Origin of the sequence: Moellerella wisconsensis ATCC 35017 (assembly GCF_001294465.1) — a bacterium.
Lineage (GTDB): Bacteria > Pseudomonadota > Gammaproteobacteria > Enterobacterales > Enterobacteriaceae > Moellerella > Moellerella wisconsensis.
Map to the genome: position 1 here is coordinate 73,390 of NZ_LGAA01000026.1, position 17,338 is coordinate 90,727.

The 17,338-nt window shown below is 35.8% G+C and carries 13 protein-coding genes; 2 read left to right on the top strand and 11 right to left on the bottom strand.

Annotation, left to right across the window (positions count from 1 at the left end):
- Positions 1 to 238 precede the first annotated feature (238 nt).
- From ihfB to seqA, 11 genes are all read right to left on the bottom strand, one after another.
- Complete coding sequence (gene ihfB, locus M992_RS12230) at positions 239 to 538, bottom strand: integration host factor subunit beta (RefSeq protein WP_047255490.1); 300 nt, start codon at positions 536 to 538, stop codon at positions 239 to 241.
- A gap of 61 nt (positions 539 to 599) precedes the next feature.
- Positions 600 to 2,276 carry a 30S ribosomal protein S1 gene (rpsA, locus tag M992_RS12235; protein WP_047255491.1) on the bottom strand — a complete coding sequence of 559 codons (1,677 nt, stop codon included), beginning with the start codon at positions 2,274 to 2,276 and terminating at the stop codon, positions 600 to 602.
- A gap of 174 nt (positions 2,277 to 2,450) precedes the next feature.
- Entirely contained in the window at positions 2,451 to 3,137 is a 687-nt protein-coding gene (gene cmk / locus M992_RS12240; protein WP_053908843.1) for a (d)CMP kinase, read from the bottom strand.
- 262 nt (positions 3,138 to 3,399) lie between these two features.
- The gene (aroA, locus tag M992_RS12245; protein ID WP_053908844.1) at positions 3,400 to 4,677 is read right to left on the bottom strand and encodes a 3-phosphoshikimate 1-carboxyvinyltransferase; all 1,278 of its coding nucleotides are present in this window, start codon (positions 4,675 to 4,677) and stop codon (positions 3,400 to 3,402) included.
- 342 nt (positions 4,678 to 5,019) lie between these two features.
- Positions 5,020 to 6,108: a 3-phosphoserine/phosphohydroxythreonine transaminase gene (gene serC, locus M992_RS12250; protein WP_053908845.1), complete on the bottom strand. Its 1,089-nt coding sequence runs from the start codon at positions 6,106 to 6,108 to the stop codon at positions 5,020 to 5,022.
- Between the two features lie 217 nt (positions 6,109 to 6,325).
- On the bottom strand, positions 6,326 to 7,333 hold the full coding sequence (locus M992_RS12255; protein WP_053908846.1) for a fimbrial protein: 1,008 nt from the start codon (positions 7,331 to 7,333) through the stop codon (positions 6,326 to 6,328).
- Positions 7,334 to 7,337: 4 nt separating this feature from the next.
- Positions 7,338 to 8,051, bottom strand: a complete 714-nt coding sequence (locus M992_RS12260) for a fimbrial biogenesis chaperone (protein ID WP_053908847.1) — start codon at positions 8,049 to 8,051, stop codon at positions 7,338 to 7,340.
- 7 nt (positions 8,052 to 8,058) lie between these two features.
- Positions 8,059 to 10,557 carry a fimbria/pilus outer membrane usher protein gene (locus M992_RS12265; protein WP_053908848.1) on the bottom strand — a complete coding sequence of 833 codons (2,499 nt, stop codon included), beginning with the start codon at positions 10,555 to 10,557 and terminating at the stop codon, positions 8,059 to 8,061.
- 18 nt (positions 10,558 to 10,575) lie between these two features.
- Positions 10,576 to 11,112: a fimbrial protein gene (locus tag M992_RS12270; RefSeq protein ID WP_053908849.1), complete on the bottom strand. Its 537-nt coding sequence runs from the start codon at positions 11,110 to 11,112 to the stop codon at positions 10,576 to 10,578.
- A 496-nt stretch (positions 11,113 to 11,608) separates the two neighbouring features.
- Positions 11,609 to 13,246, bottom strand: a complete 1,638-nt coding sequence (gene pgm, locus M992_RS12275; RefSeq protein ID WP_053908850.1) for a phosphoglucomutase (alpha-D-glucose-1,6-bisphosphate-dependent) — start codon at positions 13,244 to 13,246, stop codon at positions 11,609 to 11,611.
- A gap of 54 nt (positions 13,247 to 13,300) precedes the next feature.
- Positions 13,301 to 13,843, bottom strand: a complete 543-nt coding sequence (gene seqA, locus M992_RS12280; protein ID WP_053908851.1) for a replication initiation negative regulator SeqA — start codon at positions 13,841 to 13,843, stop codon at positions 13,301 to 13,303.
- 342 nt (positions 13,844 to 14,185) lie between these two features.
- Between seqA and M992_RS12285 the strand changes: the two genes are divergently transcribed.
- Both M992_RS12285 and M992_RS12290 read left to right on the top strand, forming a co-directional pair.
- Positions 14,186 to 14,956, top strand: a complete 771-nt coding sequence (locus M992_RS12285; protein ID WP_053908852.1) for an alpha/beta fold hydrolase — start codon at positions 14,186 to 14,188, stop codon at positions 14,954 to 14,956.
- 283 nt (positions 14,957 to 15,239) lie between these two features.
- Positions 15,240 to 17,327 (top strand): peptidase domain-containing ABC transporter, encoded by a 2,088-nt coding sequence (locus M992_RS12290; protein ID WP_053908853.1) that lies wholly within the window; start codon positions 15,240 to 15,242, stop codon positions 17,325 to 17,327.
- Positions 17,328 to 17,338 lie beyond the last annotated feature (11 nt).

The following is a 17,338-nucleotide window of genomic DNA, read 5'->3' on the forward strand; positions in this document are numbered from 1 at the left end:
GAATCAACTATCCCTACTGTCGACAATATCACTATAGAAAATTAAGTTATAACAAAGAAGATAATAATTATTAATAGAACAATCAATAATAGAACTAAGGCTAATATACTAGTGAAATACTAAAAATTTAGTATAAACAGAGAATAGGAGGGGTAAATCATGCTAGAAAAAATAAACGACACCGATTAATAAAAATCAAAGTGTCGTTTTAATTTACATAATTAAGCTATGATGCGTGCTAACTATTTGATTCTTGAAAGCACTCATTCACACGGTCACGTAATTCTTTGCCAGGCTTAAAGTGTGGAACGTATTTACCTTCCAGCTCAACTTTATCACCTGTCTTAGGATTACGACCAACACGTGGAGCACGGTAGTGAAGAGAAAAACTGCCGAATCCACGAACTTCAATACGCTCTCCACTAGCCAATGTATCTGCCATGTGCTCAAGCATTTCCTTTACAGCATCCTCGACGGTTTTAGCTGAAAGATGAGATTGATGGCTAGCAAGTCTTTCGATTAATTCCGACTTGGTCATAGTACCTCCCTAAACTACCGTTATAACAAGGGTAATCATCGACTACCCTAATCTCACTTAATTACTCGCCTTTAGCTGCTTTGAAAGCTTCAGCCATAGCGTTGTTTGCAAAGTTAGTATCTTCCTGTTTGTTGTTCACAGTAGCGATAGCATCTTTTTCATCAGCTTCGTCTTTTGCGCGAACAGACAGGTTGATTACGCGATTTTTGCGATCAACACCAGTGTATTTAGCCTCAACTGCATCACCAACGTTCAGAACTTGGGTTGCATCTTCAATGCGGTCACGAGTTGCTTCAGAAGCACGTAAGTAACCTTCAACACCGTCAGCCAACTCGATAGTTGCACCTTTAGCATCAACAGCTGTTACTTTACCGTTTACAATAGCACCTTTCTTGTTAACAGCCAGGTAGTTATTGAATGGATCTTCCGCTAATTGTTTAACGCCCAGAGAGATACGCTCACGTTCTGCATCGACTTGCAGTACTACTGCAGCGATTTCGTCGCCTTTCTTGTATTCACGCACAGCTTCTTCGCCAGTAACGTTCCAAGAAATGTCTGACAGGTGAACCAGACCATCGATTCCGCCTTCCAGACCGATGAAGATACCAAAGTCAGTGATAGACTTGATTTTACCTTCAACGCGATCGTTTTTGTTGTGAGTTTCTGCAAACTGCTGCCATGGGTTAGATTTGCACTGTTTCAGGCCCAGTGAGATACGACGACGTTCTTCGTCGATATCCAGAACCATAACTTCAACAACATCACCAACATTAACAACTTTAGATGGGTGAATGTTTTTGTTAGTCCAATCCATTTCTGAAACGTGAACCAGACCTTCAACGCCTTCTTCGATTTCTACGAAGCAGCCGTAATCAGTCAGGTTAGTAACGCGACCCGTCAGACGAGTGCTTTCTGGGTAACGTTTAGCGATTGCGACCCAAGGATCTTCGCCCAGTTGTTTCAGACCCAGAGAAACACGAGTGCGTTCACGGTCAAATTTCAGAACTTTAACGTTGATTTCATCGCCAACATTGACGATTTCGCTTGGATGTTTAACACGTTTCCAAGCCATATCAGTGATATGCAGTAGGCCGTCAACACCGCCAAGATCAACGAATGCGCCGTAGTCAGTAAGGTTCTTAACGATACCTTTAACTTCCATGCCTTCTTGCAGGTTTTCTAGCAGTTGATCGCGCTCTGCACTGTTTTCAGATTCGATTACAGCACGACGAGAAACAACAACGTTGTTGCGTTTCTGATCAAGCTTGATAACTTTGAACTCTAGCTCTTTGCCTTCCAGGTGAGTAGTATCACGCACTGGACGAACATCAACCAGAGAACCAGGTAAGAACGCACGGATACCGTTAAGTTCTACGGTGAAACCGCCTTTAACTTTACCGTTGATAACACCAGTTACAGTTTCTGCTTCTTCGTAAGCTTTTTCCAGCATTAACCATGCTTCATGGCGTTTAGCTTTCTCACGAGACAGAACAGTTTCACCGAAACCGTCTTCGACTGCATCCAGAGCAACGTCAATCTCATCACCAACCTGGATTTCTAGCTCACCCTGAGCATTTTTGAATTGTTCTACTGGAATTGCAGATTCAGACTTCAGACCTGCGTCAACCAGAACAACGTCTTTATCGATAGCAACAACGGTGCCGCGTACGATAGAACCCGGACGGGTTTCAATATTCTGCAGGGATTCTTCAAAGAGTTGAGCAAAAGATTCTGTCATATTAATGATCTTCAAGAGTTTATATTTTAACGTCCATTTAGCATCCTGCCAGATGGGGTTGTTTCACATACCCTGCAACATTCCTTGTCAAAGGGTTATTTATAGTGGGTTCCTATTTCGAGAACGCACTAATAGAGTTGTATATTATCTAATTATAAGCTAAAACAAAGCCAATTACTTAGATAAATTAAGAATTTTTTTTGCGTATGTCAGCGTTTTTTCGATAACTTCATCAATTGACATACTGGTCGAATCCAGAATGAGTGCATCTTTAGCCGCCACTAACGGCGCGACAGCACGATTCCTATCACGGTAATCACGTTCCTGAATTTCGACTAAAAGACGCTCAAAGTTAACATTAAACCCTTTATCCTGCAACTGTCTCATCCGGCGATGAGCACGTTCTTCTGCTGAAGCGTCCAAAAATATTTTTACGGGTGCATCAGGAAAAACTACTGTGCCCATATCTCGACCATCAGCAATCAATCCCGGTAGAATACGAAAAGCCCGTTGACGACGTAATAAAGCTTCTCTAACTCGCGGAAAAGTCGCGGCTTGTGATGCAGTATTACCGACTGTTTCGGTTCTAATTTGATTACTGACATCTTCCCCTTCGAGGATAACTTTCAGTTGTTCACCTTCAGGCACAAAACGCACATCTAAATTTGCCGCTAATGGAACTAAAGCATCCTCAGACTGGATATCAACATGATGATGGAGGGCAGCTAACGCTAAAACGCGATAAATTGCACCGGAATCTAAAAGTTGCCACTCCAGTTCTTTTGCCAGCGCCTGACAAAGTGTCCCTTTACCCGCTCCACTTGGCCCATCTACAGTAATTACAGGGGCTATCGCCGCCATAGGGGTCTCCTTTTGTACGCAGAATAGTTTATCTATTCTCCGTCGAACAATACTGTGCCCCGTATTATACTCACTGCAAGATTTTGTGAAACCTAGAGGGTTTTAATGAGACAAAAAAATTTAATATTTTCTATTTAACTAACTGTAAGTTAGCGCTATTTATTAGCTATAAAATAAAAAACCGGCTTATAGTTATATCAACACTATATCGATAACGAAAAACCGGAATTTATCCGTTAACCATACCACTTGACTGACTTCATTAATGCGTTAATTTTTCCAGTTGTTGGAAATAAGTTGGAAACGTTTTAGCTGTACAACCTGGATCTAAGATAGTTACCGGCGTATCTGATAATGCAACTAATGAAAAACACATTGCAATTCGGTGATCGTTATAAGTTTCTATCTCTGCATGACGTAGCTTTAATGGTGGAGTTATACGAATATAATCATACCCTTCTTCTACCTCGGCCCCGACTTTACGCAATTCTGTCGCCATTGCATATAAACGATCCGTCTCTTTTACTCGCCAGTTATAAATATTCCGAATAATAGTTTCACCTTGAGCAAACAGTGCAACCGTACCAATAGTCATCGCTGCATCAGGAATAGTATTCATATCCATATCAATACCAACCAATTTACCGCGCTCACATTCGATATAATCCTCGCCCCAACGAATAATTGCGCCCATTTTTTCTAACACATTGGCAAATTTAGTGTCACCTTGTAAGCTATTTTTACCGATACCTGTAACACGAACAGTTCCGCCCTTAATCGCTGCAGCTGCCAGAAAATAGGAGGCAGAAGATGCATCGCCTTCAACTAAATATTCGCCTGGTGATTGATATTGCTGCTGGCCTCTAATTTCAAAAGATTGATAATTTTGATTTTTAACATTCACTCCAAATGTTTTCATCAGGGCCAATGTAATATCAATATAAGGCTTAGAAACTAAATCGCCATTGATAGTAATTTTGCTATCGTTGTTCGCCAATGGCGCAGCCATTAATAACGCGGTTAAAAACTGACTGGATACTGAACCATCAACTTGGATATTACCACCTGTAAATCCTCCAGAAATTTGTAATGGGGGATAACCTTCTTGCTCAAGATAATTAATCTTAGCACCACCTTCGCGTAAAGAATCAACCAAATGTCCAATAGGTCGCTCTTTCATTCGTGGCTCGCCGGTTAAAATGATCTGGTTATTTCCTAAGGATAATGCAGCAGCTAATGGGCGCATTGCAGTGCCAGCGTTGCCCAAAAAGATTTCAAGCTTATTTTTAGCCACTAAAGCATGTCCAATACCCTCAACAGTACAGCGCGTTCTATCTTCAGAGAGTTGATAACTAACGCCTAATTGAGTTAATGCATTCAGCATATGGCGAATATCATCACTATCTAATAAGTTAGTTAGATGCGTAGTACCCTGTGCCATTGCCGCTAATAATAACGCACGGTTAGAAACACTTTTAGAGCCGGGTAAGTTAACGCAGCCATTAATATAAGTAATGGGTTGTAGTGTCAGCGATTGCATAAAAAGCAGTCTCTCCAAATTGTTATTTTATATACCTAATTTTTTAGATCCCAATAATCCTAATACTCGGTGTAATAAGCCCAATAAATTATAGCTATTACAAACAATACTCCAGTGAGTTAATTTTCTGTAAATAAGCTCGAATGACTCAATATTTGGAGCCAACTATTTTAGAACTAGCTATTTTGGAACCAACTCGGATTATATTTAAAAAATAGTTATTTATTGTTTTAAAATTAATAATTAATAGCCGAAAAATAAAAAGTAAAAATTAGCCAGAGATGTTTCTGGCTAATAGTAATTTATCAAAAGCGTAACGCTAGTACGCTATATAATAATGATTTAACTATTACGTCGCTCGAAATCTGCCATAAAATCAACCAATGCTTGTACGCCAGCTAATGGCATAGCATTATAAATCGAGGCGCGCATCCCACCAGAAACACGGTGGCCTTTTAAGGATAATAAACCAAGTGCTTTAGCTTCTTCCAAAAATTTAGCATCCAATGATGGATCAGTCATTTGGAAAGGAATATTCATCCAAGAACGATTTTCGCCAGTAACACGGTTAATATAGAAATCGCTATTATCAATAGCACGGTATAATAATTCTGATTTCTCAAAATTACGCTGTGCCATTTCTTGCATTCCCCCCTGCTCTTTTAGCCATTTAAATACCATGCCTGACAAATACCAAGCAAATGTTGGGGGAGTATTAAACATAGAGTCGTATTTAGCTAATACAGTATAATCAAGAATCGACGGCGTCTGTTTAGCTGCTTTACCTAGCAAGTCTTCGCGAATAATCACCAATGTTAAACCGGCCGGGCCAATATTCTTCTGTGCGCCCGCATAAATCATACCATAGCGACTAATATCGATAGGTTTAGATAAGATAGATGAAGAATAATCGGCGACTACAATCTTATTTTCAGGGAAATTAGGTTCTTCATGAATCGCGATACCATCAATGGTCTCATTTGGACAATAATGCACGTAAGCTGCATCATCACTTAATTGCCATTCACTCATTGGCTTGATACCAACAACGCCATCTTTCTCAGTTTTAACTTGGATAATATTTGGCGTGCAATATTTTTTTGCTTCTTCTGCTGCACACTCTGCCCAATATCCACCAACAATATAATCCGCAGTGGTTTTATCTCCCAATAAATTTAGAGGTAACGCTGAAAAATGCCCACGCGCACCTCCATGACAAAACAATACTTTATAGTTATCGGGTATAGCTAAAAGATGGCGTAAATCTTGTTCTGCTGTTTCTGCCACCGCAATAAATTCTTTACTACGATGACTAATTTCCATGACTGAAACACCTAAACTATTCCAGTTACAAAGTTCTTGTTCTGCACGACGCATAACCTCTATCGGTAGCATGGCGGGACCTGCACTGAAATTAAATACCTGACTCATTGACCTCACCCTATCTTCACAATGTTCGTTAAATTTAACTCATGTCATTAAAGTTGTATCATCAGGCGCAATTTGCTGCAATGGTTATATCGGCTCAGATTAAAGTTTCTTTTCTTACTAATTACCCACTGTTATGTTCCCGATATGCATTCGAAGCGTGCTCTTTAAACTATCATCGCAAGCCTATCGTCAAAGATTTAGATTAATACTGATAAACTTAATGATAATAAACATTAATTGTAACTGGTGCAGAAAAAGCTCCCGGTCGAATAACCGCATTATTATTATATAGTCGAGCACTAAATGAAGCGAAGCTCTTATATTTTCCGTTTCTATTCATAATAATTCGATGAACTTTATGAGGTTGATTAAATTTAACCGATTGAGCATAACCATCCATCGATGTTAATGCGATACTTAAACCGTTATCAAGGCTAAACGCATTATCATAATCCAACCTATTTGGCGTAGAAAAATAGATATCAACATTATAATCTGGTAACTGGTTCAGTGAACATCCCGATGTAATATCGCGAGTAAATTCCAGTGAAAAGTTTTTTATTTTTTCAATCGGGTGATCTCCACTAAACGTAATCACTCCAAAATCAATGTTTGCCGGTAATATCCTCATACTTAAACCAAGTTCACAATGTGGAAAACTAATCAATTTCATATTACGAATAACAACTATTTTTGTCGTTACTCCCGCACTAATATCATCTAATTCACCAATAGATAATTTAATTTCCACCATCGATGGATGGTTACTCAGTATTTGGTGAGGGAAATCTGTCATACGCATGATATAGAGATAGTTTAAATCAATAGTGTGTGTTTCTCCGGGTAAAATAGATGCTTGAGGAATCAGACTATCCATACCTGCTATATATTGTTGATTTTTCATCTGTAATATAAAATCGACTTTATCTACATTAGGATTATAGTTATCAATAATATTTTTATCATATCTTATATAAACATTTTTAGGTACAGTTGAATTATTAGTACATATGATGCTTATATTAACTTTATCTGAACGAAAGAGATCTCTACCAATTAAAGTATCTGGATAAAAAAAACTAGTAAATACATCACGCTTTAAAATATTTTGCCCTTCTTGACTGGTGCAAGTTAATGCCTGAGAGAAAGAAGAAAATAATAATAAAAATATGATTAATATTTTCTTTATCTTATTTATATGGCATAAATATATTGTAAATTTCATTTACTTAGCCTTCATTCTGTAAGGAGTATCTTTTATTTTCATATAAATAAGTAAATAACCTTAGTGCACCATAATCATCAATATAACCAATTTGAAATTTATCACTTAATTGAGATGTAAGAATAAATTCCTTACTAGAGAATGGTGCGAGCATGTTATAGCCAACATCGATAATAATCTCTCCATTTTTATCTATAACATCAGCAATATTAATATAGTACGCAGTAGGGTTAATCAGTGTAAGTGTTTTATTCGCATAAATAACAGTTATCTCTTTTAACCATGACTGATCTTGTTGAGTTAAGATGTTTGTCGGTCGATAAAAAATTTTCAATTGGCTCTGTAATGCAATTTGAATAATATTACCTTCTATAGGTTTAGGGGGGATTTCCTTTATTTTTAAATAAAATAAAGATTCTTGATCTTCTGAAAGTAATTTATGACTAACTGACTTTAGTATTTTAATTTGATTTTTACTATTAGCTTCAATTCTTTGAATAGGCGGAATAACTACAAAATATTCTGATGATTTTTCTCCTTTCTCATTTTCAATCCAAGCCTGAGCTAAATATGGATGTTCAGCATTATTACTTAATGTCATGCTTATAGCATCTGTCTTCTGTTCAAAAATAATCCGAGTTCGATCGACATTAATTGATGCATAGCAATAACTAACGACACTAGAAAATAAAAATAAAATAACAGTTCTTATTATCATAAAAATCTCATTGGCAATAAACTATAGAGGAGTTATCTTCTGTGAATTTCAATTGGCATGACTTCTTGTTTAAATTAATAATATATTTTTTGTTTTTATTTATTCCTGTTAAATAAACCATTCCTTCATCTCCAATCATACCTACTTCACGCCCAGTGATAGCATCAAGAATCGAACTACCTAATGGAGGTGATTTATTAGAAACTAATTTAATCACAGTGAATATATTTTCGCCACTTACTGAATCTAATTTATAATAACCAATAGCGCCCTCAGTTAATGTTTTTGAAAATATACTTTCGTTAACATTAGTATTTTTTGGAAGTTTATTAATATCCACTTTGAATTGAGAAGGCATGAAATTATTTGCTGATGTTATTACACCAAAACCTTTTTTATTAGTTACTGTTTGATTGTTATTGACAGCTATTCCCTGTATACCATTAGCATCTATCATCAATCGTGGGTAATGACCGGCTGAATAACGATGTAATGCTAGACCATGACCAGTTATAGTTAATCCTCCTTTCAGACTAGCTGTAAATGAACGATATTGCTCTGGTTTCTCTGAAAGACTGGTATAAATATCACCATAAGCTGAGTTATAATTGATATATCCACTGACTGATGGCTCTAATGTTCTCTTGCTAATCTTGGCATTATTTATTGATAATCCAAAATTACTATGATCATTTATATTTTTACTATAATTAATACTATTATTATGTGTATTTTTCGTTAAATCATAATATTGGCTATAACTCACTCTTTCTTGCTGTCTCAATGGTAATGAAAGTGATAAAAATAGTTGCTGCTGATTACCTTTTGTCTCTTCGGTATGATTAAAATTAAGCGTAGTTGAAATATTTTTTATTTTTCCTAATATAAAATTTTTATTAAGGCTTAACGAATATCTCTGCTGTTCATCTTTTTGCCAATACTGAGTACGTGATGCTGTTAATGCCATTGATAGAGATAAAAACTCTAGATATTGGCGAACAGATGCTGAATAAATTCGTTTTTCTTTATCGCTATTTTTAGTTCTCTCCTGTAAATATTGATGCATATTGATATAATTTTGATCACTAAAAATTTGAGCATTAAAAATAATATCTGTTTTTGTCATATCTAAATGATTTAAATATTCAACTCGATAGCGATTGCCACTATATTTTTTTTCATCGTTTAATTGATGCTGTAAATTTGTGACATCAAAGCTTAATCCACCTAATCTATCTAAGCTTTGATTAATACCTAAGGTTAAATGCTCATATTTTTGGATACTAATCGAAGACAAAATCCCGGAATATAAGGTTGTTCTATTATTTAAGCCAAAAAATATTTCTCCGTTTAAAAAATAAATATTTCTTTCGGAGGTTTTATTAAATAAATTTGTTTTTCCTGAAGATAACGAATAGCGCCATTGCCCGGGCCTCAGCATAGTAGTTACCCCAGAGATATAAATATCACGAACATCTTTGCTACCATTTTCAGCTTCAATAATTACTTTAATGTTGCCGTTAATATTTGCCGGCAGACTATCAAGACTAAAGAGTCCCGCAGGGACTTGAATACGTTGAATAATAATATTGTTTTTTTCAATTGTAATGATTGAATTTGTCGATGCTATTCCCTCTATTTTAGGGGCATAACCACGTCCTGAAGGCGGTAACATTCTCTCATCACTAGATATACTCATTCCCGTAAAACGAAATGAATCTAATAATTCACTGCTAAGATGACTTTCTCCTAGAATTAATTTAGCACTCATCTCAGGAATGGCTCGATAAGCATATACTTGAGTTAACTGTAGATTATGCCTGTCACTCTCACCTTGTTTAGAATACTGCCGTGTATAATAAAATTGATAATCTCCACGCAGACGCCAAGCAGAAAAATTAGCCCCTAATGTACCAAAATTACTTAATTTATACTGTTCATTAGCTGATTTAGTATCTAGATAATTAAAATGCCAATCATAATCAATCATGATGCCTGGTATTCCATTATCCCACTGATGATAATTAATCCAATTTTTTTCTTGATTAATTAACCATGCTTGAGGAACTGTAATATCTAATTGATGTAATAATTTATCAAAATTTATTTTTATTTCATGGTGCATCGATAAATCATAGCAATGCTTGATTTTTATCTTTAATAGTGATGTGATAATATCATCTTTCAACCTAAGTTTATTAATTAACTTTTCAGTAATGCATGGATAAGCATTTCTATTTGATTTCTCTTTATATTTAATAAATTCTTTTTTATTTATAACATCCCCATTAATTTTCACTGTTAAGTAATAATTACCTGGCTGATTATATTCCTTATTAGAAAATAAACTTAAGTCAATATTATTTTTTTCTTTCAAATTCAAATGTTCAATATTAAACTCAAGAGAATAACTATTAATTGACATAAATAGACTCGGAAAAAACAGCAAATATTTTTTTATTTTTTTCATAATTTCAGAATAAGCAAGAGATAAAAAAGGTGGCAATATTTGCCACCTAGAGTGCTACTTGTAGGCTATTTCATAAGTTGCTGTAGAGGTAAAGTTACCATAAGTTAATTCTTTACCCGTTAATTCAATTTTAGTATTAAAATTAATATCAATATTATTGGTTGTTGCGCTATTAACAGCTGCTGCAATCACTCCCGTACGAATATCTAAATCATTTTTTAAACTATCTAATAATCTAATACCAATACCTGAAGCAGCGCCTCTTACCGCTAACAATTCGGGTTTATCTTGGTCAGAAGTTCCCTTAAATTCTACGACAGCACGCGATACTTGCTTTGGTAATTTTGAATAATCCGCAAAATTACAATTTTCTAAACTGATTTTTGCTGATTTAATCTGGTCCATACTCTCATGTCCCATAGATATATCACCAAAATCAATCTGGATATCTTTTGTTCCTGCGGTAATATTACATGGCGCAGCAATTAAGGTTCCAGTAAAATTTACTGTTCCTGTCAGCTGATTGGCCATAGCTGAAACAGATATTATCGATGCGATGACTGCCGTTAAGATCACTTTTGACTTATTCATTATTACATCCTTGTATTTACTACATGTATATTTAATATTATTTATGGCTATCGTTCTATCAATTAATCGTAATTAATGAAGACTCCCTGATAGCGATTATTATCCTAGATAATAATTAGCATGCTTTCAATGTTTATTTTAATTTTTATTGAAAAGATAAAATAAATCAACTTTTAATCTAATTTCTATTAATTATTTAGATAACATTATTAATTCATTAGTTTATATATATAAATTAAAACATATGTACATATTTAATCCATACCAATAAAAATATGATTAATACATTAAATACTTTTAATTTAATATGATTTAGAAATAACAATAGATATTTTAAATAAATATAAATTTCAATTAAAGAAATAAATTGATTAATTATATCTTACAATAAAAGCTAAATTTATTTAATAAAGGTGGATGTTTTAATGCAGACTTCAGTTTTTAAAATATGCAATAGGTAGGCTTTCGCCTACCTATGAGTTGACCGTGAAAATAATTAATCAGCAATAACACTATTAACAATATCAATAGCTTCGCTTTCAATTTGTTTTAAATGCTCTGGCCCACGAAAACTTTCGCAATAAATTTTATAGGCTTCTTCTGTTCCAGATGGACGAGCAGCAAACCAGCCAAAATCTGTCATGATTTTTAATCCACCAATCGCTGCACCATTACCTGAAGCTTTAGTTAATCGTTGAGTAATTTTATCACCCGCTAAGGTCTCAGCAGCAACCATTTCAGGAGACAGTTTACTAAGACGAGCTTTTTGCGGATGCGATGCCTTAGCTTGAATACGGCTATAGCATGGTGCGCCAAATTTTTCGGCTAATTTATTATAATGCTGTTGAGGATCTTCCCCTGTCACTGCTGTGATTTCAGCCGCAAGTAAGCATAAGATAATGCCGTCTTTATCCGTTGACCACGGTGTACCATCAAATTTTAAGAAAGATGCTCCAGCGCTTTCTTCACCGCCAAAACCAAGCGAACCGGAGAATAAGCCATCAACAAACCATTTAAAACCGACAGGAACTTCAACTAAATCACGCCCCAAATCATTTACGACGCGATCAATCATAGCACTGGAAACTAACGTTTTACCGACAGCGACTTTCTCATTCCACTGTGGACGATGGCGGAATAAATAATCAATCGCAACCGCTAAATAATGATTAGGGTTCATCAGGCCCGCAGGAGTAACAATTCCGTGACGGTCATAATCAGGATCATTGGCAAATGCTAAATCAAATTTTTCTTTCATTTCTAATAGACCAGCCATTGCCCAAGGCGAAGAGCAGTCCATACGGATCACACCATCATGATCGAGTGGCATAAAACGAAATGTTTGATCAAGCTGTTCATTTACTAATTCAATATCTAACTGATAATATTCAGCAATACGTTTCCAGTATTCAATACCCGAACCACCTAATGGATCGACACCTATTTTTAATCCCGCTTTCTGGATAGCTTTCATATCAACTACTTCAGCTAAAGCAGCAATATATGGTGTAATCAGATCGTGTGCGCTCACATAACCACTCTCTAACGCTTGCTCATAACTAATACGATTAACACCAAGCAAGTTATTCGCTAATAATTCATTAGCACGTTGCTCAATCACTTGGGTTAAATCCGCATCGGCAGGCCCGCCATTGGATGGGTTATATTTAATCCCACCATCCTCTGGAGGATTATGAGAAGGGGTAATAACAATACCGTCGGCCTGCTCATTATGAGAACGATTGTGAGTTAAAATAGCATGTGAAATTGATGGTGTCGGTGTGAAGCCATTATTTTCTTGAATAATAACAGCTACTTGATTCGCAGCTAAAACTTCAACGACAGAAATAAACGCAGCTTCTGACAATGCATGAGTATCTTTACCGATATAACATGGGCCAGTATTACCTTGCTGCTGACGCACTTCTGCAATAGCTTGGGCAATCGCCAAAATATGATTTTGATTAAAGCTTTTTCGTTCGGCGCTACCACGGTGCCCAGAAGTACCAAATTTTACGCTATGCGCAGGATTATTAGCATCGGGCTGTAAAGCATAATATTGAGCAGTTAGTTGAGCAACATTGATTAAATCGCTCTGATGCGGACGCTGGCCCGCACGTTCATGTATTGTCACTGGTTCTCTCCTGAGAATGACAGCTGCTGTCAAATACAGAGCTGCATAAGCCGGTTAGATAGTACTACAGACCTTTTCGATTACATTAGTTGGAAACCGCATTTCTTGCATGATCAGCTCCACCATATTGCGTTTACGACCCGTATTAGTATTGGTAATCACCCAATAGGGAGTTCCAGGAATATGGCGCGGTTTAGACTGTTTACCCGCTGACAATAATGTCTGCTCATCACCGGCAAAATAAATTCGTGTACGGCCATGCATCGATTCGGTTGCAGCAGCAAAGCTGGCAGCATCTAAGCTATATAACGTCGATAAAATCAGCATAAAGCGATCTATTGCTTTATTTTTTTCTGCATAAGCGTCTGAAAGTAATAATTCACGGATCACTCGAACGGGATTTAACGACTCAGCCGACGTAGAGATCACTGGTGCAGCCAAAACTACTGATTCAGTCTCAGGAGCCTGTGCTTTAACCGGCTGCCCGGATTTAAAATCTAGCATACGACGTAAAATATCCGATGCACTTTCACCGATATGTTGTGTATGACTGGCAATATAGCGGTAAAGCTCTTCATCAACCTCAATAATTTTCATTTCGTTCCAGTACTGTATTTGACTAAAATTTTCTTACGAATTATAGGATAGTTTTAAATAAAACAAAACAATTAAAATTTCAATAACTTAAAGTGATTTAGATCAATAGTACCCATGAATTTTTTGAGTATTAAAAAATCAATCCGTTATAAATTATTGATATTTTAGCCAGAATCTATTGATTCTATAGCGCATATTAAATTGCGCTATCATGCTAACTGGCAGATTAGATTGCAAATAATCCACCTCAATAAGACATTATACAACAAGCAGCTATTTGGTTTCTGAGCTTGCCCATGTCATGATATCCCATATTTCATTAATTGATTGAAGCACTCATTTATGAAGACATTATTAAATTATATTATTCATCAGCCTACTTCCCCTGCCTCCTCGACACCAATTATTCTAATCCATGGACTGTTTGGTGATCTTAATAATCTTGGCGTATTAGCGCGAGATCTTAAAAATCACTATATCACTTTGCAGGTTGATGTCCGTAATCATGGCGATTCATTTCGATCAGAAAGCATGAATTATGCTGAAATGGCTCAAGATATTATCGATTTAGTCACTGGATTGGGCTATTCAAAAGTTATACTTATTGGCCATTCCATGGGGGGAAAAATTGCCATGGCGGCTAGCGCAATTAAGCCTGAACTGATTGAAAATATTGTCGTTATCGATATGGCTCCTGTGGCATATCAGCAGCATCGCCATCAGCATATATTTTCTGCTCTGCAAGCGGTACTGGATAATCATGCCACCAGTAGACAAACTGCGGCCGCCATCATGCGCGAATATTTATCCGAAGAAGGCGTTATTCAATTCTTATTAAAATCGTTTCGTCAGGGTGAATGGAAATTCAATCTTCCCGTGTTAATTCAACAATACAACAATATTATTGGTTGGCAGCAATTACCCTCTTGGTCAGGAAAAATTTTATTTATTCCCGGGGGAAATTCGTCTTATGTTAAACCAGAATATCGCGATATTATTGCCGAACAATTTCCTAATGCATCAGCTTGGGTTGTCGCTGGAGCCGATCACTGGGTACATGCTGAAAAACCCGAGTCCGTTTTACGCGCGATCCACCGTTTTTTAGCCGCTTAATTAGTCGATAAAATTTTTCGCTGATAAGAACTAACAATAGGCAAATATATGATGATATTTGTCTATTATTTTATATGACTAATTACATAAATAAAACTTCACAAATATAAATTTCGAATATATAACCAACTTAATATTAAATATATTATTAATCTAAGCATAAAAAACAATAAAATAGGATAAAATTCAATATATTTAAAAACAATAACTATTGTAGCATGAGGCTCCTAATTAATTATTATATATATTGTTATTAATTATAAATAACTCATCGGCATACAATATGATAGATAAACAACAGTCAGATACCCTTAGCTTAATCGGGATAATTATAAAACTCACTAAAGATATTGATATAAATCAGTTTAATTCAGTGATATCAGAGAGTGAAAATTTCAATTTTAATTTAAAAAACATTAATCATCATTATCACGTTAAGTGCCAAATCAAACAAAACATCAATAAGGATATAAAAAAGTTATCAGCTCCATGTATTATTTACGATACTGATGGAACCTCATGGTTATTAGCTAATCTTAATAATGAACAAGTACTTATTCAGCCCGCAGGTAATGCTCCTCCAGAGATTTGGGAGATGCAAGAATTTAAATCACGTTGGAGCGGAAAGTGGCTTTATGTAAAACAACAACAAAGTAAATTTGATATTAGTTGGTTTTATCCTGAATTTGTTAAACATAAAAAAATAATTGGACTCATTTTATTATTTTCATTTATTTTACAAATATTAGCCTTAATATCTCCTATCGTTATGCAAGTTATTATGGATAAAGTAATGGTCCATAATAGCCTAACGACTCTCGATGTTTTAATCATCGCATTGGTTGTTGCTGCTTTTGCTGAGGTTATTTTAAAGGGATTTCGAGAATATATTTATCATCATACCGCCAATCGAATTGATATTATTCTTGGATTAAAATTAGTCTCTCATTTATTGTATTTACCGGTATCATTTTTTAAATCACGACAAATAGGAGCTATAGTTACTCGAGTTAAAGAGCTTGAAACCATTCGAGAATTTTTAACTGGCAGTTTATTTACTCTGTGTGTAGATGTCTTATTTTTATTCGTATTTATTTACGTTATGAATCTGCTATCAGGTGTATTAACCCTAGTATTTATCCTATCAATCCCAGCTTATTTATTGGTCGCATGGTTACTTACCCCCAAAATAGAAGCCGCGGCACATCAACAATTTATGCATACGGCGATTAATACTTCATTTTTAACTGAGAGTCTCAATGGTGTTGAAACAGTTAAAAGCTTATCTATTGAGCCGCATTTTAAACGTCGTTGGGAGCAACAAACCTCTGACATGAGCCAAAGTTCTTTTGTTGCTCAGCAAATTCATTCGCGCTCTGAACATTGGGTCATGTTTATTCAGAAAATAGTATTGGCAATTATTTTATGGATGGGCGCATCTGAAGTACTGGCGTTAAATATGACCATTGGACAGTTAATTGCTTTTCAAATGATGGCCAATCATGCCAGCCAGCCGTTAGTAAAAATGGTTCAATTATGGGGTGATTATATTCGTACTCGTGTAGCCATCGAAAAACTGGCTCAAATTATTAACTTACCGACTGAGCAACATCAATCGGGACTCAAAAATCCATCGAATGGAGATATTTTATTTAATAATCTGTCATTCCGTTATCAACCTGATATGCCCTATATTCTACAAAATTTTAATTTATCTATTCCACAAGGAGAAACCCTAGGCATTGTCGGTACTTCGGGATCAGGGAAAAGCACCTTGGCACGATTGTTATTAAGACTTTATGCGCCAGAACAAGGGCAAATTACAATTGATAATCAGCCTCTTTCAACCATTAATATGACCACATTGCGCCAACAAATTGGCATTGTTTTGCAAGAGAACTTTTTATTTCATCAATCGGTGTTTGACAATATCGCGCAATCTAAACCAAATGCGTCGTTAGATGAGGTCATTAATGCAGCAAAAATGGCTGGAGCTCACGATTTTATTCTTAAATTACCGTTAGGTTACGACACCTTAATTTCTGAAGGCGGATCGTCTTTATCCGGTGGACAACGACAAAGAGTTGCGATTGCTCGTACCTTATTATCCAATCCTAAAATTATTATTTTTGATGAAGCCACCAGCGCATTAGATGATGAATCTCAGGCTATTATTCAAGCCAATATGCACCAGATAGCGCAAGGTCGAACCATTATTACTATCGCCCATCGATTATCGACTATCCGTAACCATCAACGCATTATTGTCATGCAGCACGGTAAAATAATAGAACAAGGAAGTCATGATGAATTACTCATGCTGAATAAACAATATAAACATTTATGGACTCTTCAGCAGTCGCTGAAATAAAAATATGGAAA